The organism is Streptomyces sp. NPDC051921 (genome assembly GCF_040680975.1).
Taxonomy (GTDB): domain Bacteria; phylum Actinomycetota; class Actinomycetes; order Streptomycetales; family Streptomycetaceae; genus Streptomyces.
In genome coordinates this window covers 183,537-204,776 of record NZ_JBFAXU010000009.1, presented here as the reverse complement: position 1 = coordinate 204,776, position 21,240 = coordinate 183,537, and the positions used below count along the sequence as shown (strand labels likewise).

Below are 21,240 nucleotides of genomic sequence, written 5' to 3'. Positions count from 1 at the left end.
GGGTCGACGTCCGCCGGTCAAGTGAAATCGCCCGCCATTCACCCATTTGCACCTTTAGTCACATAGATACTTGCTGTGAACCTGGAAGGACTCAAGGTGACTGTCCCCTCAACCAGGAGAACACCTCATGATCCTGTCCTTCTCTGTGGTCGTCCTTCTCGGCATCGTCTGCTTCTTGTTCTTCAAGAAGGACGGACTCAAGGTCTCGCACGCGCTCGTCTCGGCGCTCTTCGGCTTCTACCTGGCGGGCACCGCCATCGCCCCGAGCATCACCGCAGGCGGCCAGAGCCTCGCCAGCCTCTTGGGCGGGATCAAGTTCTGACCTCCCTCCACCCCTTCCACCACTTCAGGAGTACGACGTGGCCCGGCGACCACTCCCCCGCATTCTGAGCAGCGGCAGCGCCCAGATCGCTCGCAGCCGAGAGATCGCGCGCACGGCCGCCGACAGCGCCACCGATGTGCTCCATCCGCTGATCACCATCTCGCGTGGTCTGCGGAAGCTGGCCGCGACCGCGCGTGCCAGGTGGGCCGCGACCCCCAAGGAGCGGCGTGGTCCCACGCTGTTCCTGGTCGCGGCCTGCGTCCTGGTCGTCGCGCTCGTGCCGTACGGCCCGCTCCTCGCGCTCGTCGCGGTGATGGGCGCGGCCGCCTGGCAGGGCCGTGAGCGCCCGGTCGTGAAGACCGGGCCCGACGACGCGGAGATCGCCCGGCTCAAGGGCCTGTACGAGGCGCTGGTGCCGTACCTGTCCCTCCCGGAGGACCCGGAGCCGCTCTTCGCCCACGGCGGCGACTGGGGCGGGCCCTTCTCGGACTACGCCTTCGACGAGGACGGGCGGCTGACCCGGCTGCGGATCTCCTACCCCCCGTACTTCACGGACGGCGAACCGGCCGCCCGGGCCCGGATCGAGCACCTGCTGCACGCCAAGTCGGGCCGCGGCCGCGAGTACCTCTTCGACTGGGACGAGGAGGGCAACCGGCTCACCATGCACGTGCTGCCCGCGCTGCCCACCACGATCGCCGCCCAGCGCTTCGTCACGGTGCCCGGCGAGACCGTCCTCGGCTTCACCGACGCCGACGCCGTCCAGCGGACCGTGCCGGTCCAGGCCTCCGACGGGACCGAGGACGCCCCGGCCGTCGTGTGGCGCACCGGGCCCCGCTCCACCGAGCCGCATCTGCTCGCCGTCGGCCAGCCCGGCAGCGGCACGACCTCCCTGCTCCGCTCGATCGCGCTCCAGGCCCTGCCGCACGGCGACGTGCTGATCGTCGAGGGCAGCGGCACGGGCGAGTACGCGTGCCTCGTCGGCCGCGACGGCGTGCTCGCCGTCGAGTGCGGGCTGTCGGGCGCGCTCGCCAGCCTGGAATGGGCCGCGCACGAGACCGAGCGCCGTCTGATCGCCGCGAACCGGGCCCGCCAGTCCGGCCACGCGGCGCCCGAGGACACCCGCCGCCCGCTGTGGATCCTGCTCGACCGGCCCAGCATCCTCGGACACCTGGCCGCCGCCGCCGGGCGGCCCGACCCGCAGGACCTGCTCCAGGTGCCGCTGCGGCACGGGCGTGCGGCACAGGTGACGGTCGTGGTCGCCGAGCAGTTCGACAGCCTGGAGGCGCTCGGCGAGACCGTACGCGGCCACACCCGCGCCCGGGTCGTGCTCGGGCCCGCCGCACCGGAGCAGATCGCGGCCGTGCTGGGCGCCGGGCCGCACACCACCCCGGTGCCCGACGTTCCGCCCGGCCGCGGCTACGCCCGGCTCGGCGCCGGCCCGGTGCTCCGGCTCCAGGTCCCGGCCACCCCCGACCCGTACGACGACGCGACGGCGGAGGCGCACCGCCGGGCGGTCCTGGAGCTGCTGCCGGAGCGCCGCACGGCGACGGCGGCGGCGGTCGACACCGCGCCGGGCTCGGCCCCCGAGCCGGACCTGGCCCCGGACACGGCGCCGGCCATGCGCAAGGAGCCGGGCACGACCCCGTTCCCCTCCCCCGTCCCGGCGGAGGGCTGAGCACCCGCCCGGGCAAGGAAGAGGGCGGTCGCACCCGGACGGGTGCGGCCGCCCTCTCCGTTGCGAGGAGATACGGCCCGTACGAGGGGATACGGGGTGCTACGCCACGAAGGGCCGGGGCGCCTCCACGCCGGAACCCGCACCCGACTCCACCAGGCGGGCGGCGGCGGCCAGCCGGGCGGCGGCCTCCTCGGCGACCGGGCCGCCCACGGTGAAGGGCAGCCGGACATAGCCCTCGAAGGCGCCGTCCACACCGAAGCGGGGGCCGGAGGGGACGCGGACGCCGACGCGTTCGCCGACCTCGGCCAGCCGCGAGCCGGACAGGCCCCCGGTGCGCACCCAGAGGGTCAGACCGCCGCGCGGGACCTCGAACTCCCAGTCGGGCAGTTCCCGGCGGACGGCGGCCACGAGGGCGTCGCGGTTCTCTCGGGCCTGATTGCGGCGCAGGTCGACGGCCTCCTCCCAGCCGCCGGTGCGCATCAGCCAGTTCACGCCGAGCTGCTCCAGGACGGGGGTGCCGAGGTCCGCGTAGGCGCGGGCGGCCACGAGGGAACGGATCACGTCGGGCGCGGCCCGCACCCAGCCGATCCGCATGCCGGCCCAGAACGCCTTGCTCGCCGAGCCGACCGTGACGACGGTGGCGCCGGCCGGGTCGAAGGCGCAGACCCGCCGGGGCATCTCCAGGTCCTCGTCGAGGAACAGCTCGGTCATCGTCTCGTCGACCACGAGCACCGTGCCGGCCGAGCGGGCCGCCTCCACGAGCTGCCGCCGCTGGTCCTCGTCGGCGAGGGCGCCGGTGGGGTTGTGGAAGTCGGCGACGACGTACGCCAGGCGGGGCGCGGCGTCGCGCAGCACCTGGCGCCAGCGGCCGAGGTCCCAGCCGCCGAGCCCCTCGGCCATGGCGACGGGCACGAGCCGGGCGCCGGCCTCCCGCATCAGCTGGAGGATGTTGGCGTACGAGGGGGACTCGACGGCGATCCGTTCGCCGCGGCCCGCGAAGAGGTGGCAGATCGCGTCGATCGCGCCCATGGCGCCGGTGGTCACCATGATCTGCTCGGGCATGGTCGGGATGCCGCGCTCGGTGTAGCGGTCGGCGAGCATCTGCCGGAGCGCGGGCAGACCGGCCGGGTAGTCGCCGTGGGTGTGGGCGTACGGCGGCAGCTCCTCCAGGGCACCCTGGATGGACCGGGTGAGCCACGGCTCGGGCGCGGGCAGCGCCGCGCAGCCCAGGTCGATCATCGAGCCGAGGGACTCGGGGGGCAGCGGTTCGAGGCCGCGGGCGGGCAGCGGGTTGCCGGCCGGGACCGCGGTCCAGCTGCCGGCGCCGCGCCGGGACTCCAGGAAGCCCTCCGTGCGCAGGGCCTCGTAGGCGGCGGCGACGGTGGTACGGCTCACGGTGAGGGCGAGGGCCAGTTCGCGCTCGGCGGGCAGCCGGGCGGCGACCGGGACCCGGCCCTCCAGGACGAGCAGGCGGATGCCGTCGGCGAGGGCACGGTACGCGGGCGGCTTGCGGGCGCCGGGGGCGGCGGGCCGGGGCTGCTGCGCCTGGAGTTGCCGGGCGAGCTGGGCAGGCCCCACGGCCGAAGTCCACTGGGCCATGGAAATCAGTCCACCTTCCGCGAATTGGCCATGGTTGGCATGTCGCCCCCCGCCACAGAGTGTCATGAGCCAGTCCACCATCACCACTCCGGTCGTCACACACCGGGTCGTCTCCCAGGGGGGCAGTCCTTTGTCCATCGCCTCCGGTCTCCGCGGCCGGCACCTGACCCGCCGACTCGTCCAGCTCTACGCCGGTCTCGCGCTCTACGGGATCAGCTCCGCGCTGCTCGTGCGCGGCGGTCTCGGCCTGGAGCCCTGGGGCGTGCTGCACCAGGGGCTCGCCGAGCGGACGGGGCTCAGCATCGGCGTCGTGTCGATCGCCGTGGGAGCGGTCGTGCTCCTGCTGTGGATCCCCATCCGGCAGAGGCCCGGCCTCGGCACCGTCTCCAACGTCTTCGTCATCGGGCTCGCCATGGACGGCACCCTGGCCCTGGTCCCGGAGACGGACGGCCTCCCGGCCGGGATCGCGCTGCTGGCGCTCGGCATCGTGCTGAACGGCGCGGCGACCGGCCTCTACATCGCGGCCCGCTTCGGTCCCGGCCCGCGCGACGGCCTCATGACCGGTCTGCACCGGCTGACCGGCCGCTCGATCCGGCTGGTCCGTACGGCGATCGAGATCGCGGTGGTCGCCACCGGCTTCCTGCTCGGCGGCTCGGTGGGTGTCGGCACGGTGCTGTACGCGCTGGCGATCGGTCCGCTGGCGCAGTTCTTCCTGCGGTGGTTCGCGGTGCCGGAGCGCGATGGTGGATCCGACATTCCGGATTCTGGATCCCATCCCCACACCTCTGGATCCAGTATTCAGAATCCGGGGTCCGAACCCGTTGCCCCGACGACACCTGATCAGGCCATACTGCGGCGGTGACGCGCGTACCCCACCCCTATCTCGACCACCCGGCACCCATCCCCTTCGCCCACCGCGGCGGCACGGCGGACGGCCTGGAGAACACGGCGGCCGCCTTCCGGCGGGCCGCCGCCGCCGGTTACCGCTACTTCGAGACCGATGTTCACACGACCGCGGACGGCCGGCTCGTCGCCTTCCACGACGCGACCCTGGACCGGGTCACGGACACCGGAGGCCGGATCCGGGACCTGCCGTGGGCGGCGGTCCGGGAAGCCAGGGTGGCCGGGAAGGAGCCGCTGCCGCTGTTCCAGGACCTGCTGGACGAGTTCCCCGAGGCCCGCTGGAACGTGGACCTGAAGGCCGAATCGGCGCTGCTGCCGCTGCTCGACCTGATCCGCAAGAAGCGCGCCTGGGACCGGGTGTGCGTGAGTTCCTTCACCGAGTCCCGGATCGCCCGGGCCCAGAAGCTCGCCGGGCCGAAGCTGGCCACCTCGTACGGGGTGACCGGCGTCCTCGGTCTGCGGCTGCGCTCCCTCGGCATCCCGGCGGCGCTGCGCGCCGGCGCGGTCGCCGCGCAGGTCCCCGAGCGCCAGGCCGGCGTCACGGTGGTCGACCGGCGCTTCGTCCGCGAGGCGCACGCCCGCGGCCTGCAGGTCCACGTGTGGACCGTGAACGATCCGGCACGGATGAACTCTCTCCTCGACCTGGGGGTGGATGGCATCATGACCGATCATCTGGAGACGCTGCGCGAGGTCATGACCGAGCGGGGAGTCTGGTCCTGAAGGCCCGGAACCCGAGCGCGCGTCCCGTCCACGGGGACGAACGAGGGGACGCGCACGTGACCGCAGGGACCACCGATCCGGAAGGCCGGACCGCCGACCCCGCCGAGCGCCGGCGCGAGCAGCGGGGCTGGTACTTCTACGACTTCGCGTGTTCGGTCTACTCGACGAGCGTCGTGACCGTCTTCCTCGGGCCGTACCTCACCGCGGTCGCGAAGGCGGCGGCGGACTCCGAGGGCTTCGTGCACCCGCTGGGCATACCGGTGCGGGCCGGCTCCCTCTTCGCGTACGCCGTCTCGCTCTCGATCGTCGTCGCGGTGCTCGCGATGCCGCTGGTGGGCGCCGCGGCGGACCGTACGGGCCGGAAGAAGCCGCTGCTCGCGGCCGCGGCGTACGTGGGCGCGGCGGCGACGACGGGGATGTTCTTCCTGGGCGGTGAGCGCTATCTGCTCGGAGCCTTCCTGCTGATCGTGGCGAACGCGTCGCTGTCGGTGTCGATGGTGCTCTACAACGCCTACCTCCCGCAGATCGCCGAGCCCGACGAGCGGGACACCGTCTCCTCGCGCGGCTGGGCCTTCGGCTACACCTCGGGCGCGCTGGTCCTGGTGCTCAACCTGGTCCTCTACTCGGGCCACGACTCCTTCGGCCTGTCGGAGGGCACGGCGGTCCGGATCTGTCTGGCCTCGGCCGGTCTGTGGTGGGGCGCCTTCACCCTGATCCCGCTGCGGCGGCTGCGCGACCGGCGGATCGACCGCGCCCACGGCGAGGGCGCGGTCGGCAGCGGCTGGAAGCAGCTGGTCGCCACGCTGCGGGACATGCGCCGGCATCCGCTGACGCTGTCCTTCCTGCTCGCGTACCTGATCTACAACGACGGCGTGCAGACGGTGATCTCCCAGGCCTCGGTGTTCGGGTCGGAGGAGCTGGGCCTGGACCAGACGACGCTGATCACGGCGGTGCTCCTGGTGCAGGTCCTGGCCGTCGCGGGCGCCCTCGGCATGGGCCGGATGGCGCGGTCGTACGGCGCCAAGCGGACGATCCTGATGTCGCTCGCGGTGTGGACGGCGATCCTGCTGGCCGGCTACTTCCTGCCGGCCGACGCGCCCGTCTTCTTCTACTGCCTGGCGGCGGCGATCGGCCTGGTCCTCGGCGGCAGCCAGGCGCTGTCGAGGTCGCTCTTCTCACACCTGGTGCCGCGCGGCAAGGAGGCGGAGTATTTCTCCGCCTACGAGATGAGCGACCGGGGGCTGAGCTGGCTGGGTCCGTTGGTGTTCGGTATCGCGTATCAGCTGACCGGGAGCTACCGGGATGCCATCATCTCCCTGGTGATCTTCTTCGCCGTCGGTTTCGTCCTGCTCGCCAGGGTCCCCGTGCGGCGCGCGGTGGCCGCCGCGGGCAACCCCGTACCCGACCGGATTTAGACGTAGGAGTGAAAGGGCGGTAGTGTACGCGTTTGGCCTGCCAGGCGGACCGTTACTGCGTGCTGACTTGGTGAAGACGTTGCGTTACATCTGCTGCCAGATGTGACAAAACGGGCACTGGTGGGTACAACAAGGGGCGGCACGACGGGCGACGCATGACCCGGAACGGGAATCTTTACCGCCGACCGGACGTTGACCGGATGACGACGACAGCGACACCTGTCCTGTGGGCGACAAGCCCGGGAGGCACGATTCATGAGTGAGCGAGCTCTTCGCGGCACGCGCCTCGTGGTGACCAGCTACGAGACCGACCGCGGCATCGATCTGGCCCCGCGCCAGGCGGTGGAGTACGCATGCGAGAAGGGGCATCGGTTCGAGATGCCCTTCTCGGTCGAGGCGGAAATTCCGCCGGAGTGGGAGTGCAAGGTCTGCGGAAGCCAGGCACTCCTGGTGGACGGGGACGGCCCCGAGGAGAAGAAGGGCAAGCCGGCGCGTACGCACTGGGACATGCTCATGGAGCGGCGTACCCGCGAGGAGCTGGAGGAGGTGCTGGCCGAGCGGCTGGCGGTCCTTCGGTCCGGCGCCATGAACATCGCCGTGCATCCGCGCGACAGCCGCAAGTCCGCCTGACGGACGGTCGCACGGCCTGAGAGTGCAACGCCGCGGGGCCCGGTACACCCATCGTGTACCGGGCCCCGCGGCGTTCGCGTACCCGCACGGCCCTCGTCCGCACGACCTTTCGTTCGACCCCACGCGGGGGGCGCGCGCCCGGCCCCCGCCGGGGAGTGGCTCGCGCGTCAGGCCCGGAGGAGAGGCCCGCGGGGAAACACCTGGCCTTCCCCAGGGAAGGCCAGAGGGGAAACCCGGTTCCGGAGGGGAACCCGGCCCTGGAGGGGAACCCGGCCCCGGACGGGAAACCGGGAGGGAGACCCGGAAGGCGCCCGAGAACGCCCGAAGGGAAGGCCCGAAGGGAAGGCCCGAAGGGAAGGCCCGAAGGGAAGGCCCGGAGGGAAGAAGGCCAGGGGAGGGACGCGGCGGACGGCCCGGCCCCGCGCGGCACGGGAGACCTGCGCGGGACGGGCCGTCCGCTCGGCGTCGGCTCAGGGCATCAGGGGCGGGCGGGACCCGTCGGGCCGCCGCGGCCCCTGGGGCGCCTCCTCGCGGATGACCTCACCCTGCACGACCTTTCCGTCGGGCCGGTGCATACGGGCCTGCTGGAAGGCGTCCTGGAGGCTTCCGGGCGGCGCGGCGCTCATGCGGCGCTCCACCGCCCGCTCCGCGTACTTCCCGACGGCCGCACGGACCTGGGGGACGAGCAGCAGCAGCCCGGCCGCGTCGGAGAGGAGGCCGGGGAGCATCAGGAGGAGCCCGCCGAGCATCAGGAAGCCGTTGCGGTCCTCCGCGCCGGCCCGGTCGGCCGCCGTGGGCGCCTCGCCGCGCCGCGCGGCCTCCTGGGCGCGCTGGAACGTCCCGGTGAGGTTGGCGAAGGCCCGGCGGCCGGCGCGCTTGATCACGGCGGCGCCGAGCAGGGCGCCGCCGAGGAGCAGCAGGAACACGGTGAGACCGCCCGCCGCGTTCGCCACGACGGTGAGCAGCCAGATCTCGAGGACCAGCCAGGCGGCGATGCCCAGCGGCAGGTAGGAACGCGCGCGGGAGCGCTGGGGGGCGAGGGAAGGCGTTGCGCCGGTCGTCATGCCCCCCAGTGTGCCTGGCGGCCCGCCGGAACGTCGTAAAGGAGAGATCAGTGCGACGGGCAGCGGGCCCGGGTCAGGCGGCCTTGCGGCCGAGCAGCTTGCCGACCTTCTGCGCGCGGGCGGAGAGGCCCCAGCCGGTGACCCGCCACAGCGCCTCGACGACGATGTTCCGGCTCATCTTGGAGTCGCCGATCTCGCGCTCGACGAAGGTGATGGGGACCTCCACCACGTGGAAGCCGGCGGCGACGGCGCGACGGGCGAGGTCGACCTGGAAGCAGTAGCCGGCGGAGGCGACCTCGTCGAGGCCGAGGCCCTCCAGGGTCTCCTTGCGGAAGGCGCGGTAGCCGCCGGTGACGTCGCGGATGGGGACGTCGAGCATGAGGCGGGAGTAGAGGCTGCCGCCGCGGGAGATGAACTCGCGGGACTTGGGCCAGTTCACGATCCGGCCGCCGGGCACCCAGCGGGAACCGAGCACCAGGTCCGCGCCCTTGAGGGCGGTGAGCAGCCGGGGCAGCTCCTCGGGCTGGTGGGAGCCGTCGGCGTCCATCTCGACGAGGACGTCGTAGCCGTGGTCCATGCCCCAGCGGAAGCCGGCCAGGTAGGCGGCGCCGAGGCCTTCCTTGCCCTTGCGGTGCAGCACGTGGACGTGATCGTCCTCGGCGGCGATCTCGTCGGCGAACTTCCCCGTGCCGTCGGGGCTGTTGTCGTCGGCGACGAGAATGTGCACCTCGGGCACCGCCTCCCGTACGCGCGAGACGATCGGCTTGATGTTCTCCGCCTCGTTGTAGGTCGGAATGATCACCAAGGCCTTGCCGAGCGGGCCGTAACGCCTCTGGCCACCGTCGTTCACTACTGCCCCTTCGGATACATACGCGAGCCCCCACCATAGCGAGCCTTGCGCGTGGGGTGCGGGATCGGGGCCCGGCGTCCTTCGGGCCGACCCGGGATCCGCTGGCTGCGGATCGACCGAGGCCGTTGTCTACTGAACGCCGGGGCCCCACCCGGGTCGCACCCTCCGCCGGAAAAACCTTCCCTCGCCCCCGAGGCGCGGGCGGCGTTCGGTGCCTGCGTGGAGGTTTGAAACCGGTCGGACGTCCTTGGTGGACGCGCCGAACCTACCGGCCGGTGGCGGCCCGCTGTCAACACCCGTTTGACCTGCGGCGATGATCCGTTCCCCCTGGACGACCAGGAAGATCCGCAGGTCGAGGGCGAACGGTGCCCGGATCGAGCGGTGGTGCGAAATGTCCTTACGTCACTCGTTCGGCCGTACGAACACCGTTTGTCCGAAGACCACGGTCCGCAGGCAGACCGGGAGCTCACGACCGGGGGACAGATCGGGCAGACCAGGCGTCCCGGAGCGTGGATCGGTCGACCAGCGGGCCACTCGGTCGTCGGGCGCCTGGACCACCAGTTCGCCGGTCCGCCAGATCGCGTAATCGGCCGGCGCGCCGGGCACGAGGGTGCCGGCGTCGTCGCGGCCGACCGCGCGCCAGCCGCCCCGGGTGTGCGCGGTGAAGGCGGCGCGCACGGAGATACGGTGCTCCGGGGTCCGGTGGAAGGCGGCGGCGCGGACGGTCCCCCACGGGTCGAGCGGGGTGACCGGGCTGTCCGAGCCGAAGGCGAGCGGCACGCCGGCGCGCAGCAGGGCGGCGTACGGGTTGAGGGCGCGGGCCCGCTCGACGCCGAGGCGGTCGGCGTACATGCCGTCCTCGCCGCCCCAGTACGCGTCGAAGGCCGGCTGCACGGACGCGGTGAGGCCCAGCTCGGCGAAGGCGGCGACCGCCTCGGGGCTGAGCATCTCGGCGTGCTCGACGCGGTGCCGGGCGGCCCGGATCCGGGCCAGGCCCAGCTTGTCCGCGGCGGTCCTGACACCCTCGACGACCGCGTCGACGGCGGCGTCGCCGATGGCGTGGAAGCCGGCCTGGAGGCCCGCCTCGGTGCAGGCCACGACGTGCGCGGCGACGGCGTCCGCGTCGAGGTGGGCGACGCCGGCGCCGGCGTGGTCGGCGTACGGCTCGTGGAGGCAGGCGGTGTGGGAGCCGAGGGAGCCGTCGGCGAAGAGGTCGCCGGCCGCGCCGAGGGCGCCGAGCGCGCGGGCCCGCTCGACGTCGAGGTCGGCCCAGTAGCCGACGACCCGGGGGCCGGGCTCGCTGCGCGCGAGGTCCAGCAGACCGGTGAAGTCGTCCTCGGAGGAGATCTCCGGGCCGCCGCACTCGTGCAGGGTGCCGATGCCCAGCGAGGCCGCGTGCTCCCGGGCGGCGCGCTGGGCCTCGGTCCGCTGCTGCGGGGAGAGCGCGGCGTAGGCGGCGGCGCGGACGGCGTGGTGCGCGTCGCCGGTGAGCGGCTGCTGTCCGTCGTGGAAGCCGTCGCGTTCACGGATCCCCGGGACGAGGTCGAGCATCGCGGTGGTCACGACGGCCGAGTGGACGTCGATCCGGGTGAGGTAGAGGGGGCGGCCGCCGGTGAGTTCGTCGAGCTCCGCGCGGGCCGGCGGGCGGCGTTCCGGCCAGCGGGCGGCGTCCCAGCCGTGCCCGATGAGGATCCGGTCGGCGGGGCGGGCGGCGGCGTACGAGCGGATCCGGTCCGCCGCCTCGGCGAGCGAGGCGGCGGCCGACAGGTCGAGCCCGGTCAGCGCGAGACCGGTCGCGGTGGTGTGCACGTGGGCGTCGACGAACGCCGGGGTGACGAGCGCGCCGTCCAGGTCGACCACCTCGTCCACACCGGAGGCGAAGGCGTCGGCCGCGCCCTCCGAGCCCACCCAGGCGATGTGCCCGCGCTCCACCACCATGGCGGTGGCGAAGGGATCGGCGGGGCTGTGGACTTCTCCACCGCGCAGCAGCACGGTGCGGTGTTCGTACGCGCTCATCCCACCAGGCTAGGGCGTGGCGGGACCCGGAACGCGCGCCGGGGCCCGGCAGGTGTCAGATGCGCGGGGGCCTGGCCTCGTACGGGGTGGACAGGACGACGGTGGTGCGACTGGAGACATGGGCCTGGGAGCGGATGCGGCTGAGCAGGTGCTCCAGCTCCAGCGGGGTGGCGACCCGCACCTTGAGGATGTAGTTCTCCTCCCCCGCGACGCTGTGGCAGGCCTCGATCTCGGGGATGTCGGCGAGCCGGTCGGGGGTGTCGTCGGGGGCGCTGGGGTCGAAGGGTTTGACCGAGATGAAGGCGGTGAGCGGCAGGCCCACGGCCTCCGGGTCGACGACGGCGGCATAGCCGCGGATGACACCGCGCTGCTCGAGCCGGCGGACGCGCTGATGTACGGCCGAGGTGGACAGGCCGGTGGCCTTGCCCAGGTCGGTGTAGCTCATGCGCCCGTCCTTGACGAGCAACTCGACGATCTGACGATCCAGCTCCTCCATGCGGTGACCCTATTGCCCCGGAGGCGCCGCGGCACAGTCAGGACCGGCTCCCATCCCACTCTTTGGGCAGTTCCGGGGCACCTGCGCCAGGCATGTGACCAACGCCACAGGTTTTGCGCGGCCTCGGGCGTGACCTCACGGTTATGCGGCATGCCGCATGGGAATTGGTTGCTGTGGTCGAGGCCACTCAGATCCGGCCGACCCGTCCGAGGGGGAGATTCTCCATGCAGGAGCCTGTTGATTCCGTCGACACGTCCGACGAGCTCGACGCGTACGACACCTTTGAGATGTACCGGGTGATCTGCCCGGACTGCGAGCAGCCGATCGCGCTGCTCGCGGACGAGGACGTCCTGCCGGAGCACGCGCTCTGCCCGACGCCGTGGAACCCCTTCGTCCTGACGGTCTGCACCGGCACCGGCCGGTCCGCCGCCGAGACCCGTGCCGCGGACGAGACCCTGGAGGTCCAGGAGCAGGACACCGCCCTGCTCCTGACGCTCCCCCAGGGCCTGGACTGGCGGATGCAGCCCTTCTCGCACGTGGGTGGCCCGGGCTCGCGGCCCATCAAGGCGGCCCAGCTGCGCCGCGCGGCCTGAGACCGCGCGACCCCGCTCCCTTCACCAGTAGCGCCCCTGCACCATCGCCGTGAGCGTGGCGTGGTGCAGGATCAGGCTGTCCACGTCCTCGGACCTCGCCGGCACCTGGACCTCCCCGAAGTGCGCCTGGCGGTAGGCGATCCTGAGCATCACGATCGCGTGCCGCAGCGCCGCGTAGAGGGTGTGGAACTCCATGTCCCGGGGCGTGTGCCCGGTGAGTTCTGCGTAGCGCCGCTCGATGGCGTCGCGGCGCAGGAAGTCCGGCAGTCCGGGCTGGCCGAAGCTCACGGTGAGGTCCTGGAAGAAGCGGTGCAGATAGACCGTCCAGCCGAGGTCGACCTCGCGCGGGGCGAAGGCCGCCATCTCCCAGTCGAGGACGGCGGCGGGGCGGAACCCGTCGTAGACGATGTTGCCGATCCGGGCGTCGCCCCAGGTGAGGACCGCCGGCCCCTCGTCCTCGGGCCAGAGCTCCGTCAGCCGGTCGAAGGCCGACTCGATGAGCGGCGAGGGCGCGAGTCCGTCCATCACCCAGGCGTAGTAGGCGCGTTGGGCGTCGACGTGGCGGCGCAGCGGGCTGCCCTCGCCGGCCGGCATCAGGAACTCGGCCTCCTTCGCCGGGAACTGGTCGTGCAGCCGGGCGATCACGGCGACCGACTCGGCCTCCAGGCCCGCCCGTTCGGCGTCGGTGGCGGCGTGCAGCCAGTTGCCCTCGTACGTGTAGGGCATGACGTCCGGGGGGACGCGGCCCTCGGCGCGGGCCATCACGAAGAACGGCGCACCGAGCGGCCCGGGGTCCTCCTCCAGCCAGAGCACCCGCGGCACGGGGACGTCGGTGTGCTCGCCGACCAGGCGCATCACCCGGTGCTGGCGCGCCATGTCGTAGACGGGGAAGACCGTGTACGCGGCGGGGTCGGCGGCGAGCCGGAGCGCGCAGCCGCGGACCGGGGCGCCGGGGTGCTCCAGGTCGAAGAGCAGCGTCTCGCTGGACATGCCGTTGGAGCCGGGCACGGAGAGCCCGGTGACGCGGGCTCCGGGGAGCCGCCGGTCGAGCCAGGCGGCGAGCCGGCGGCCCAGCTCCTCGGGATCCCGGGTGGTGGTGCGGGGTCTGGGCGCGGTGGCCATGGAGGCGCTCCTCTTTCTCGGGGCTCGGTTCGCCTCCGGGCGCTTCGAGCCGGGCTCGCGGGACCGACCGTGCTCGCCTCCCCGTTCCTCGGGGAGGCCGCGCGCACGCGGCCCCGTTCCCCCGGCAACGCCGTTCGGCTCACTCGTCGGTTCGTCGGACGGGCCGAGGCCTGGCCTTCGGGACGGGCTCAGGGGGCGGTGGCGGCGTAGTCGGCGAAGCCGCTGGGGTCGTGGCGGCCGAAGGAGCCGTGCTCGAAGATGCCGTAGCCGGTGCGGCCTTCGAGGGTGAAGCGGGCGGCGTGGTCGGTGACGCCGTAGGCGGCCATGGGGTGGGCGGCCGGGTCGGAGAGGTCGTAGACGCGGCGGTCGGTCCAGTTCCGGCCCTGCCAGCTGCCGTGCTGCCAGTCGGGGGCGGGCGGGTAACCGGCGCCGACGGCGAGCGGGGAGGAGGCGAGGATCTCGACACCGATCTCCAGGGGTTTGCCGGCCGGGTCGGCGACGTGCACGACGGCCCGTTCGGGGTCGCGGGTGCCGGGGCGGTAGGTGATGTCGGTACGGGGCCAGCCGAGCTGGGTGTCGCGCCGCCCGTTCCGCACCAGCAGGGCCTCGTTGAGGGTCCGGTAGCCGTCGGCGTCCTCCTGGGCGATGACCATGAGGAAGCGGTCCTCGAAGCGCATGGGGACCCAGAGCCAGTGGAAGCCCTCGGGACGGAACTCCTCGGCGCGTCCCGGCTCCTCGCCCGGCAGCGGGCGGACCCCCCAGCTGCGGTCGCGGGTTCCGGTCCACTCCCCCGCGGTAACGGCGAACTCCTCGCCGCCCGCCCGGATGACGCCGGCGGCCCGGCCGGCCTGGACGAAGCGGCGGCCTTCCAGGGTGAGGCGGTCGCCGCGGCGCTGGGTGTGGTGCGGCTCCCAGACGGCCGGGAAGTCCCCGGTCCAGGTGAGGTCGTAGGAGAGTCCGTCGGGGTCGTCGGGGTCGGGGTCGCAGTGCAGGGTGAGCCGCCGCAGGGGTTCGTCGACCGTGATGCGCAGGGGGCCGACGGAGAGGTCCATGCGGTCGTCGCCGAGGGCGTCGGAGGCACGGACGGCGTGCAGCCGGTCGCCCGTGCGGAGGGTCGCGTAGGCGTCGACGACCCCCGTGTTGGGGTAGACGCCGAGGCCGGCGATGAGCAGCGCGCGGCCGTGGTGGTCGAAGACGTGGAAGATGCACCGGTCGTAGGCGTTCCGGTCGCCGCTGACGTGGTGCTTCATGGACAACGGCGCCTGGTGCACCGGGTATTCGTCGAGCGGGACGGGCCGGTCGTCTGACACGTGTGACCTCCTGATCGGCGAGCGAGAATTGACGGTACGTCAGAAACTGAGCCGGGGGCCAGAGTCGTGCAGCGCGGGGAGTGGGACGCGGGGGTGCGCCGGCGGCACCGGGAGCGGGGGCCGACGGAGCGGGAGCGGGGACGGGCGCAGGCACCGGAGCAGGGTCGGGAGCGGGAGCCGGCACGGGAGCGCGGGAGCCGGCACGGGCACGGGGTCGGGAGCGGGAGCCGGCACGGGAGCGCGGGAGCCGGCACGGGCACGGGAGCGGGAGCGGGAGCCGGCACGGGCACGGGCACGGGCACCCGAGGGGGCTTCGACACCTCGGGGACGCGTCGAACTGCCGCTCGACGGGCCTCGGCGGTGACCGGGGACGGGTCAGGAGCGTTGGGCTGGGCATGAGCACGCTGTATACGACACCCAGCGGATACGGCCGGCACAGGCAGTCCGGGCCGTACTTTGAAGAATCGGTTCCGCTGGAGGTCCCGGCGCCCGTGCCGGCGCCCGCTCCGGCACCCGTCCCCGCACCGGTGCCGGTATCGGTACCGGCACCGACGCCGACGCCCGAGCCCGCACCCTCGCCCTCGCCCTCGCCCTCGCCCGTATCCGTGTCGCACCACCCGGCGGATCCGCCCATCTACTCGGCGGTACTCCGGCTGTGGGCCAGCCACGGCAGGACCCTGCCGGGCCACCGCGACCAGGAGTGGAGCCGGCTCGCGGCCGGCCCGGTGTGGGCCGACCGCACCGTCCGCGTCAGCGGGACTCTGGTCCGGCGAGGTGACGGGCGATGACCACCCGCTGGATCTGATTGGTGCCCTCGACGATCTGAAGCACCTTCGCCTCGCGCAGGAAGCGTTCGACGGGGAAGTCCGCGGTGTAGCCGTAGCCGCCGAGCACCTGCACGGCGTCCGTCGTGACCCGCATCGCCGCGTCCGAGCAGAAGAGCTTCGCCATCGCCGCCTGCCGGCCGAACGGCCGGCCCTCGTCGCGCAGCCGCGCCGCCTCCAGGTACAGGGCCCGGCCGGCCTCCACCTGCGTGGCCATGTCGGCGAGCAGGAAGCGCAGGCCCTGGAAGTCCGCGATCGGCCGGCCGAACTGGCGCCGTTCGCGCGCGTACCCGACTGCGGTGTCCAGCGCGGCCTGCGCCAGGCCGACCGCACAGGCCGCGATGCCGAGCCGCCCCGAGTCCAGGGCGGCGAGGGCGATCGCGAAGCCCTGGCCCTCCGCCCCGATCCGCCGCGCGTCGGGCACGCGGACGCCGTCGAGGTGCACCTGGGCGGTGGGCGAGCCCTTCATGCCCATCTTCCGCTCCGGAGCGGCGGCGCTGAGACCCGGCGCGTCGCCGGGCACCAGGAAGGCGGTGATCCCCTTCGGTCCCGCACCGCCGGTACGCGCCAGCACCGTGTAGAAGTCGGCGATCCCGCCATGCGTGATCCACGCCTTCGTACCGTCCATGACCCAGGCGTCGCCGTCCCTGACGGCACGGGTGCGCAGCGCGGCCGCGTCGGAGCCCGAGGACGGCTCGGAGAGGCAGTACGCCCCGAGCAGTCCGCCGCCGAGCATCGCGGGCAGGTGCGCGGCCCGCTGCTCCTCGGTGCCGAAGGCGGCCAGGGCGTGGCAGGACAGGCTGTGCACGCTCACCCCCAGGGCGACGGTGAGGCGGGCGGCGGCCAGTTCCTCCAGGACCTGGAGGTAGACGGTGTACGGCTGGTCGCCGCCGCCGTACGCGGAGTCGTACGGGAGCCCGAGCAGCCCCGAGGCGGAGAGCAGCGAGAAGAGTTCCCGGGGGAAGCGCCCCGCGGCCTCCTCGTCGGCGGCGTGGGGGGCGATCTCGCGCGCCGCGATCTCCCGGACGAGACCGAACAGCTCCCGGGCCTCGTCGGTGGGCAGCCGGCGTTCCACGGGCTGCGGGGCACGATCGGACATGTCGGCGCGCTCCTCCCTCTGGGGCTTCGACACTATGCCCGTTCTGCGGCGTGTGCTCACATTCCGCGCGCCGCCGCCGCGCCCTCGGGGCGACTCCGGCCGCCCACCTCCGGGGATCCGCTGCCCTGTGGTCGACCGGTGCCCGGGCGCTCCGTGGGCCGTCCCGCCGTCGCGAGCCGTCGCTGAGCCGTCGTCGAGCCGTCGTCGAGCCGTCGCTGAGACGTCGTTGACTCCTTCCGGGCGCGCCCCTACGCTCCCCGGCCTGTCGCAGCCCTCGGGAGGCCGTCGATGAAGTCGTCCGCGTCGCTCCGGATCGTCGTGCCGCTCGCGGTCGTGGGCGGAGGGATGGTGCTCCTGCCGCTCGCCCGGCCCACGGGGCTCGTCGCACTCGGGGTCGCCGGGATCGGTTCCGTCGGCGTCGGGCTCGTGGTGCTCGTCGCCGCGGGGGTGCTGTGGCGGTGGCCGCCGTCGCCCGGGCAGGCCTGGCTGCTCGCCGGGCTCTCGTGCGTCGCGACCGTGCTCGGTGGGTACCCGGTCGGCGTGCTGCTCGGCGTGCTCGCCGGGTCCACATCAGTCCGGTCCGGGTGACGAGGACGGCGAGGACCACCACCAGGTCCGGCCGAGGAGGTGCTCCAGGATCTCGGGTCCTTCGTCCTTGGGGCCGCCCGTGCGCGCGGACGCGCCCGCCGGCGCGGGAGGTCGCGCTCGTGCGCGTCAGGGTGCCGGAGGCCGGTGGCCGGTGGCCGGTGGCCGGTGGCCGGAGCAGCGAAGCCGATCACGCGCCCCGGGGCCCACAGGACCGGATCGGGGGCGCCGAGCGGCTGAAGGGGCTTGCGCTGAAGGGGAGTCGGGCGCTCCGGGCGGGAGGCGGGGCGGTCCGGTCGTGTGACGGAGAACTCCGGAACGGCCCGGACACGTGCTCACCGTCCGTCCGTCTTCCGGGACAGCACCGGGCGAGGGGGACGGACACCGGAACCCGATCTCGCTCGCGGGCTCTCTTGGGCATCATGAGGGGTGCACGGCGAGGACCTTCGGAGCGGGAGGACGGGACTTCATGGCGCGGAAACCGCGGAAGTCGGGTACACAGCAGCCGGTGCAGCGGATCGTCCTGCCCGTCGAGCGAGGCGCCACGCCGTCGAGCGGCGGCCCGTCAGCCGCCCGCTCGCCCGCCACTCCGCCGTCGCCCGCTCCCCGGCCCCGTACCGATGAGCATGCGCCTCGGAAGATCCAGCTCCCGCAGGAGAGGTCGCTCCCGCCGGCCACCCCTCCCCGGAAGCAGACCGACGGCGTCCGCCCCGGGAAGCCGCCACAGCCGCCCGCCCCCAAGGCACCGCCGAGCGTGCCCGTCCAGCGCACCCCCCTCCCGGGCTCGGCCATCGACCAGGCGCAGCACCTGCGGAGCGTCCAGCAGAGGGGCGACCGCCAACTGCTACGGCGTGACATCGCGCGCCTCTTCCGAAGCGGGCCCGCGCGGACCGCGAAGGTCATGAAGAATCTCCGGGGCCGGAAGGACCGTCGCCTGCTCGTGCTGACCGTGCACCAGGTCGCCGAGGACCTCGACCGGGCGCTGGCGGTCTACGCCCATCTCCGCGTGCGCAGCGTGGACCACTGTGCCGTCGCCGTACTCTTCGCCGCGGTGGACGGGCGCCCCGCCCGCCTGCCGGTCGTCCTCGAACAGCTGCGGGAGAGACGGCGGATCGGGGATGCCGAACTGCTCCGGTGCGCCACCGCCTCCCTTGCGGACGCTCGGAGGACCGCCCCGATGGACGAGCAGGTGGCTCGAGTCCTGCAGTACACCTCGTACAGGGTGGCAGCGGACCGGGAGCTGTCCCGCATCAGACGCCTGAGGAGGGCCGAGCGGGCAGAGCGCGGGACGGCGGGCCCGCCCCCCGCGCCGGGCACGGGAGGCGGCGGGCCCGCGTGGCGGCGGCTCCTGCGATGGCTGGCGGCGCTGTTCCGGACCTGAGGCCTGTCCCGTGCACGATCTCCGACGCGCTGGGGTGGGGTGTCGTGGTCGGGCTGCTCGACCAGCCGGTGGGGGTGAGGCCGTGCCGCTCGTGGCACAGACATGAGGGAACCGGTCCTGCGGTGATCGTCATGGCGAGGGGCGAGTGCCCCTGTCAGTGGGCCAGTGCGGTCATGTGGTCGGGGTGGTCGGCGGCGACGTCGTGGGCGGCTCGGACGAAGGCGGCGACGGCCGCGGATCGCGAGGTCTCCGGCCAGACGACCATGACCGCGCTGGGGCTGAGGCCGGTGACCGGCCGGTAGGCGATGTCCGGGCGCTGGTGCCGCTGGGTGGTGGAGAGTGCCAGGAACGCCACCGCCTGGCCCAGCGCGACCACCTCCAGGAGTTGCTCGACGCTGGCCACGAGCGGCCCCTCAGGAGGGTCGGCCGGCGCCGACCCCGTGGGGCCGTCGCCTGCTTCCGCTCCGTCACTTCCCGTGTGGTGGGCGGTGGCGGAGGGGGCGGCCCCTTTCCAGCGTGGGATCGGTTCGCCCTCGAGGTCGGTCAGCCGCAGTCGCCGGCGTCCGGCCAGACGGTGCGCGGCGGGGAGGACGGCCAGTCGCGGCTCGACCACGAGCGTCTGGGCATCCAGTCCTCGGCCGTCGAACGGGCTGCGCACCAGCGCTACGTCGGCACGGCCGTCGCGCAGCATGGCGAGCGGCTCTCCGCTGCCGCCGACGACGACTTCAGGCGGCGGCAGGTGCGAAGCCGTTCCCCGGTAGGCGGCGAGGATCTCCCGCAGCAGCCCGGCATCGCCCCCCGGCTTGACCGCCACGACGAGCCGGGGTGTCGGCTGACCGGCACGCCGTGCACGCCGGGCCGCCGCGTGCACCGCGTCGACCGCGATCCGGGCCTGGTCGAGCAGCACCTGACCGGCGTCGGTCAGCCTCACCTGCCGGGTGGTGCGCTCCAGCAGGCGTACACCGAGCCGGGACTCCATCTGGGCGATCGCCTTCGACAGCGGGGGCTGCGCCATCCCCAGGCGTTGCGCGGCCCGGCTGAAGTTCAGTTCCTCGGCGACCGCGATGAAGTACCTCAGCTCCCGTACCTCCAGCTCACTCATATCCGTGGACTATAGATCCAGAGCCTTCTGGTCTTTCCCTGCCCCTCGTGGGCGGGGGGAGGCTGGGTGCCATGACGATTTCGCAGAAGACTGCTCTGATCACCGGCGCCAACAAGGGCATCGGCAAGGAAACGGCGCGCAGGCTCGCGGCCCTCGGCATCACCGTGCTGATCGGCGCCCGCAACGCAGGGCGTGGCGAGGCGGCGGCCGAGGAGCTCCGCGCCGACGGCGCCGACGTACGGTTCGTACCGCTGGACGTCACCGACGAGCTCTCGGTCCAGGCCGCCGCCGAGCACATCGACGCCACGTTCGGCCGCCTCGACATCCTCGTCAACAACGCCGCGATCGCCGCCGGACCGCAGGAACCGAGTGCAACCCCCGCCGCCACCGTCCGGCAGGTCTACGAGACCAACGTCTTCGGCGTCATCGCGGTGACCCACGCCATGCTCCCCCTGCTGCGCCGCTCCGCCGCCGCACGCATCGTCAACATGTCCAGCGAACTCGGCTCCCTCACCCACCTGGCCGACCCGGGCAGCCCGTGGTCCGCCTACTACTCGGCCCTCCTCCCCTACTGCACCTCGAAGAGCGCGCTGAACGCGATCACCGTGCTCTATGCCGATGAACTGCGCGCCGAGGGCATCCTGGTCAACGCGGTGAGTCCCGGCTACTGCGCGACCGACCTCAACCGCCACACCGGGATACGCACGGCGGAGGCGGGCGCGGCCGTCGCGGTCGACCTGGCGACCGTGGGCGAGGACGGCCCGACGGGCGCCTTTCTGGCCGAGGACGGGCCCATTCCCTGGTGAGACCGTCGGCGCCGGCTCCGCCCGGAGCCTGACGGACCGCTGCCCCGCGCACCGCGCCGCCCGAACGGAAGTCGCATCACCTCGGGCTCGGCCGCTCCCCCCGGTGCTGCTGTGGCGTGGCGAACGGGTCTGCCTTTTACTTGTAGACATACAGAGAGTGGCCGGCGCCAGGCCTGGACACTGGTCGATCCCTTCACCTGACCAGAATGCGCATTCGACAGGCCGCCCCGCGCGCCCACCCCACTGGTATTCCGATCCAGCACGTCATCCATCAGATGCGTCAGCTCCGTGCGCACATCGGCATTCCCGCGTTACCCGATGCATCCGATCCGCATGACCGCGGTAGGTGAGCTTATGCTGAAGCTTCGCACATGGGGCACGGCCGTGCTCGTGCTCTCGGCAGTCACCCTGGCCCCCGTTCCAGGTCGTACGCCGGCCGCCCCTTCGGACGCCAAGCTTTCCGACACCAGCCACACCAGCCTTTCCGACGGCGAGCTTTCCGATGCCAGCCTTTCCGCCGGCCTTTCCGACGCCAACCTGTCCACTGCGGTCTACCTGTCCAATGGCACGCGGTTCCCGGGATGGTCACAGTGGAGCGACCGGGACGGCGGATGGATAGAGGGAACCCCGTGGGTCGCCGGGGACTTCAACGGCGACAAGAAAGCCGACCTCGCCACCGTCTGGAACAACGGCGGCTCCAACACCATAACGGTGAGCCTCTCGACCGG

At 73.1% G+C, this 21,240-nt stretch carries 20 protein-coding genes; 11 read left to right on the top strand and 9 right to left on the bottom strand.

From position 1 onward, the window contains the following. The first annotated feature begins 127 nt into the window (after positions 1 to 127). Positions 128 to 322 (top strand): hypothetical protein, encoded by a 195-nt coding sequence (locus tag AB0M16_RS14985; RefSeq protein WP_362537449.1) that lies wholly within the window; start codon positions 128 to 130, stop codon positions 320 to 322. A gap of 37 nt (positions 323 to 359) precedes the next feature. Next, positions 360 to 1,997: a hypothetical protein gene (locus AB0M16_RS14980; RefSeq protein WP_365342707.1), complete on the top strand. Its 1,638-nt coding sequence runs from the start codon at positions 360 to 362 to the stop codon at positions 1,995 to 1,997. Positions 1,998 to 2,096: 99 nt separating this feature from the next. Here the strand turns inward: AB0M16_RS14980 and AB0M16_RS14975 are convergent, their stop codons facing one another. After that, entirely contained in the window at positions 2,097 to 3,596 is a 1,500-nt protein-coding gene (locus AB0M16_RS14975; protein WP_365342705.1) for a PLP-dependent aminotransferase family protein, read from the bottom strand. A gap of 130 nt (positions 3,597 to 3,726) precedes the next feature. Between AB0M16_RS14975 and AB0M16_RS14970 the strand changes: the two genes are divergently transcribed. The 4 genes from AB0M16_RS14970 to AB0M16_RS14955 all read left to right on the top strand — a co-directional run bounded on the left by AB0M16_RS14970 (position 3,727) and on the right by AB0M16_RS14955 (position 7,264). Next, on the top strand, positions 3,727 to 4,458 hold the full coding sequence (locus AB0M16_RS14970; RefSeq protein WP_365342793.1) for a hypothetical protein: 732 nt from the start codon (positions 3,727 to 3,729) through the stop codon (positions 4,456 to 4,458). Then, positions 4,455 to 5,219, top strand: a complete 765-nt coding sequence (locus tag AB0M16_RS14965) for a glycerophosphodiester phosphodiesterase (RefSeq protein ID WP_365342703.1) — start codon at positions 4,455 to 4,457, stop codon at positions 5,217 to 5,219. Before AB0M16_RS14970 ends, AB0M16_RS14965 begins: the two co-directional genes overlap by 4 nt. A gap of 56 nt (positions 5,220 to 5,275) precedes the next feature. Continuing rightward, positions 5,276 to 6,634: an MFS transporter gene (locus tag AB0M16_RS14960; protein ID WP_365342701.1), complete on the top strand. Its 1,359-nt coding sequence runs from the start codon at positions 5,276 to 5,278 to the stop codon at positions 6,632 to 6,634. A gap of 255 nt (positions 6,635 to 6,889) precedes the next feature. Next, on the top strand, positions 6,890 to 7,264 hold the full coding sequence (locus tag AB0M16_RS14955; RefSeq protein ID WP_026278069.1) for an RNA polymerase-binding protein RbpA: 375 nt from the start codon (positions 6,890 to 6,892) through the stop codon (positions 7,262 to 7,264). Between the two features lie 470 nt (positions 7,265 to 7,734). Here the strand turns inward: AB0M16_RS14955 and fxsA are convergent, their stop codons facing one another. The 4 genes from fxsA to AB0M16_RS14935 all read right to left on the bottom strand — a co-directional run bounded on the left by fxsA (position 7,735) and on the right by AB0M16_RS14935 (position 11,690). Beyond that, positions 7,735 to 8,328 (bottom strand): FxsA family membrane protein, encoded by a 594-nt coding sequence (gene fxsA, locus AB0M16_RS14950; protein ID WP_365342699.1) that lies wholly within the window; start codon positions 8,326 to 8,328, stop codon positions 7,735 to 7,737. 73 nt (positions 8,329 to 8,401) lie between these two features. Continuing rightward, complete coding sequence (locus AB0M16_RS14945) at positions 8,402 to 9,178, bottom strand: polyprenol monophosphomannose synthase (RefSeq protein WP_365342697.1); 777 nt, start codon at positions 9,176 to 9,178, stop codon at positions 8,402 to 8,404. Between the two features lie 402 nt (positions 9,179 to 9,580). After that, positions 9,581 to 11,194 carry an amidohydrolase gene (locus AB0M16_RS14940; protein ID WP_365342695.1) on the bottom strand — a complete coding sequence of 538 codons (1,614 nt, stop codon included), beginning with the start codon at positions 11,192 to 11,194 and terminating at the stop codon, positions 9,581 to 9,583. A 55-nt stretch (positions 11,195 to 11,249) separates the two neighbouring features. Beyond that, a complete protein-coding gene (locus AB0M16_RS14935) occupies positions 11,250 to 11,690 on the bottom strand; it encodes an Lrp/AsnC family transcriptional regulator (protein WP_189976755.1) in 441 nt (146 codons plus the stop codon). 224 nt (positions 11,691 to 11,914) lie between these two features. Between AB0M16_RS14935 and AB0M16_RS14930 the strand changes: the two genes are divergently transcribed. After that, positions 11,915 to 12,283 (top strand): hypothetical protein, encoded by a 369-nt coding sequence (locus AB0M16_RS14930; RefSeq protein WP_365342693.1) that lies wholly within the window; start codon positions 11,915 to 11,917, stop codon positions 12,281 to 12,283. Between the two features lie 21 nt (positions 12,284 to 12,304). On the opposite strand, the gene AB0M16_RS14925 is transcribed toward AB0M16_RS14930, so the two are convergent. From AB0M16_RS14925 to AB0M16_RS14915, 3 genes are all read right to left on the bottom strand, one after another. Next, on the bottom strand, positions 12,305 to 13,405 hold the full coding sequence (locus AB0M16_RS14925) for a phosphotransferase family protein (protein ID WP_365342691.1): 1,101 nt from the start codon (positions 13,403 to 13,405) through the stop codon (positions 12,305 to 12,307). 188 nt (positions 13,406 to 13,593) lie between these two features. Continuing rightward, the gene (locus tag AB0M16_RS14920) at positions 13,594 to 14,715 is read right to left on the bottom strand and encodes a hypothetical protein (protein ID WP_365342689.1); all 1,122 of its coding nucleotides are present in this window, start codon (positions 14,713 to 14,715) and stop codon (positions 13,594 to 13,596) included. A gap of 750 nt (positions 14,716 to 15,465) precedes the next feature. Further along, positions 15,466 to 16,638, bottom strand: a complete 1,173-nt coding sequence (locus AB0M16_RS14915; protein ID WP_365342687.1) for an acyl-CoA dehydrogenase family protein — start codon at positions 16,636 to 16,638, stop codon at positions 15,466 to 15,468. Positions 16,639 to 16,926: 288 nt separating this feature from the next. On the opposite strand from AB0M16_RS14915, the gene AB0M16_RS14910 reads away from it, so the two are divergent. Further along, entirely contained in the window at positions 16,927 to 17,226 is a 300-nt protein-coding gene (locus tag AB0M16_RS14910; RefSeq protein WP_365342685.1) for a hypothetical protein, read from the top strand. 898 nt (positions 17,227 to 18,124) lie between these two features. Then, positions 18,125 to 18,604 (top strand): hypothetical protein, encoded by a 480-nt coding sequence (locus AB0M16_RS14905; protein WP_365342683.1) that lies wholly within the window; start codon positions 18,125 to 18,127, stop codon positions 18,602 to 18,604. 154 nt (positions 18,605 to 18,758) lie between these two features. On the opposite strand, the gene AB0M16_RS14900 is transcribed toward AB0M16_RS14905, so the two are convergent. Continuing rightward, on the bottom strand, positions 18,759 to 19,706 hold the full coding sequence (locus tag AB0M16_RS14900) for a LysR family transcriptional regulator (RefSeq protein WP_365342681.1): 948 nt from the start codon (positions 19,704 to 19,706) through the stop codon (positions 18,759 to 18,761). Between the two features lie 71 nt (positions 19,707 to 19,777). Here AB0M16_RS14900 and AB0M16_RS14895 point away from each other — a divergent pair, with 71 nt between their 5' ends. Together AB0M16_RS14895 and AB0M16_RS14890 are read left to right on the top strand one after the other, a co-directional pair. Then, a complete protein-coding gene (locus AB0M16_RS14895) occupies positions 19,778 to 20,512 on the top strand; it encodes an SDR family oxidoreductase (RefSeq protein WP_365342679.1) in 735 nt (244 codons plus the stop codon). Positions 20,513 to 20,866: 354 nt separating this feature from the next. Beyond that, a partial coding sequence (locus AB0M16_RS14890; protein WP_365342677.1) for a hypothetical protein occupies positions 20,867 to 21,240 on the top strand: 374 nt, incomplete at its 3' end.

Coding starts and splice junctions, on each gene's coding strand:
- AB0M16_RS14985 (WP_362537449.1), top strand. CDS start 128: ATGATCCTGTCCTTCTCTGTGGTCGTCCTTCTCGGCATCGTCTGCTTC.
- AB0M16_RS14975 (WP_365342705.1), bottom strand. CDS start 3,596: ATGGCCCAGTGGACTTCGGCCGTGGGGCCTGCCCAGCTCGCCCGGCAA.
- AB0M16_RS14955 (WP_026278069.1), top strand. CDS start 6,890: ATGAGTGAGCGAGCTCTTCGCGGCACGCGCCTCGTGGTGACCAGCTAC.
- fxsA (WP_365342699.1), bottom strand. CDS start 8,328: ATGACGACCGGCGCAACGCCTTCCCTCGCCCCCCAGCGCTCCCGCGCG.
- AB0M16_RS14940 (WP_365342695.1), bottom strand. CDS start 11,194: ATGAGCGCGTACGAACACCGCACCGTGCTGCTGCGCGGTGGAGAAGTC.
- AB0M16_RS14935 (WP_189976755.1), bottom strand. CDS start 11,690: ATGGAGGAGCTGGATCGTCAGATCGTCGAGTTGCTCGTCAAGGACGGG.
- AB0M16_RS14930 (WP_365342693.1), top strand. CDS start 11,915: ATGCAGGAGCCTGTTGATTCCGTCGACACGTCCGACGAGCTCGACGCG.
- AB0M16_RS14925 (WP_365342691.1), bottom strand. CDS start 13,405: ATGGCCACCGCGCCCAGACCCCGCACCACCACCCGGGATCCCGAGGAG.
- AB0M16_RS14915 (WP_365342687.1), bottom strand. CDS start 16,638: ATGTCCGATCGTGCCCCGCAGCCCGTGGAACGCCGGCTGCCCACCGAC.
- AB0M16_RS14910 (WP_365342685.1), top strand. CDS start 16,927: ATGAAGTCGTCCGCGTCGCTCCGGATCGTCGTGCCGCTCGCGGTCGTG.
- AB0M16_RS14905 (WP_365342683.1), top strand. CDS start 18,125: ATGAAGAATCTCCGGGGCCGGAAGGACCGTCGCCTGCTCGTGCTGACC.
- AB0M16_RS14900 (WP_365342681.1), bottom strand. CDS start 19,706: ATGAGTGAGCTGGAGGTACGGGAGCTGAGGTACTTCATCGCGGTCGCC.
- AB0M16_RS14895 (WP_365342679.1), top strand. CDS start 19,778: ATGACGATTTCGCAGAAGACTGCTCTGATCACCGGCGCCAACAAGGGC.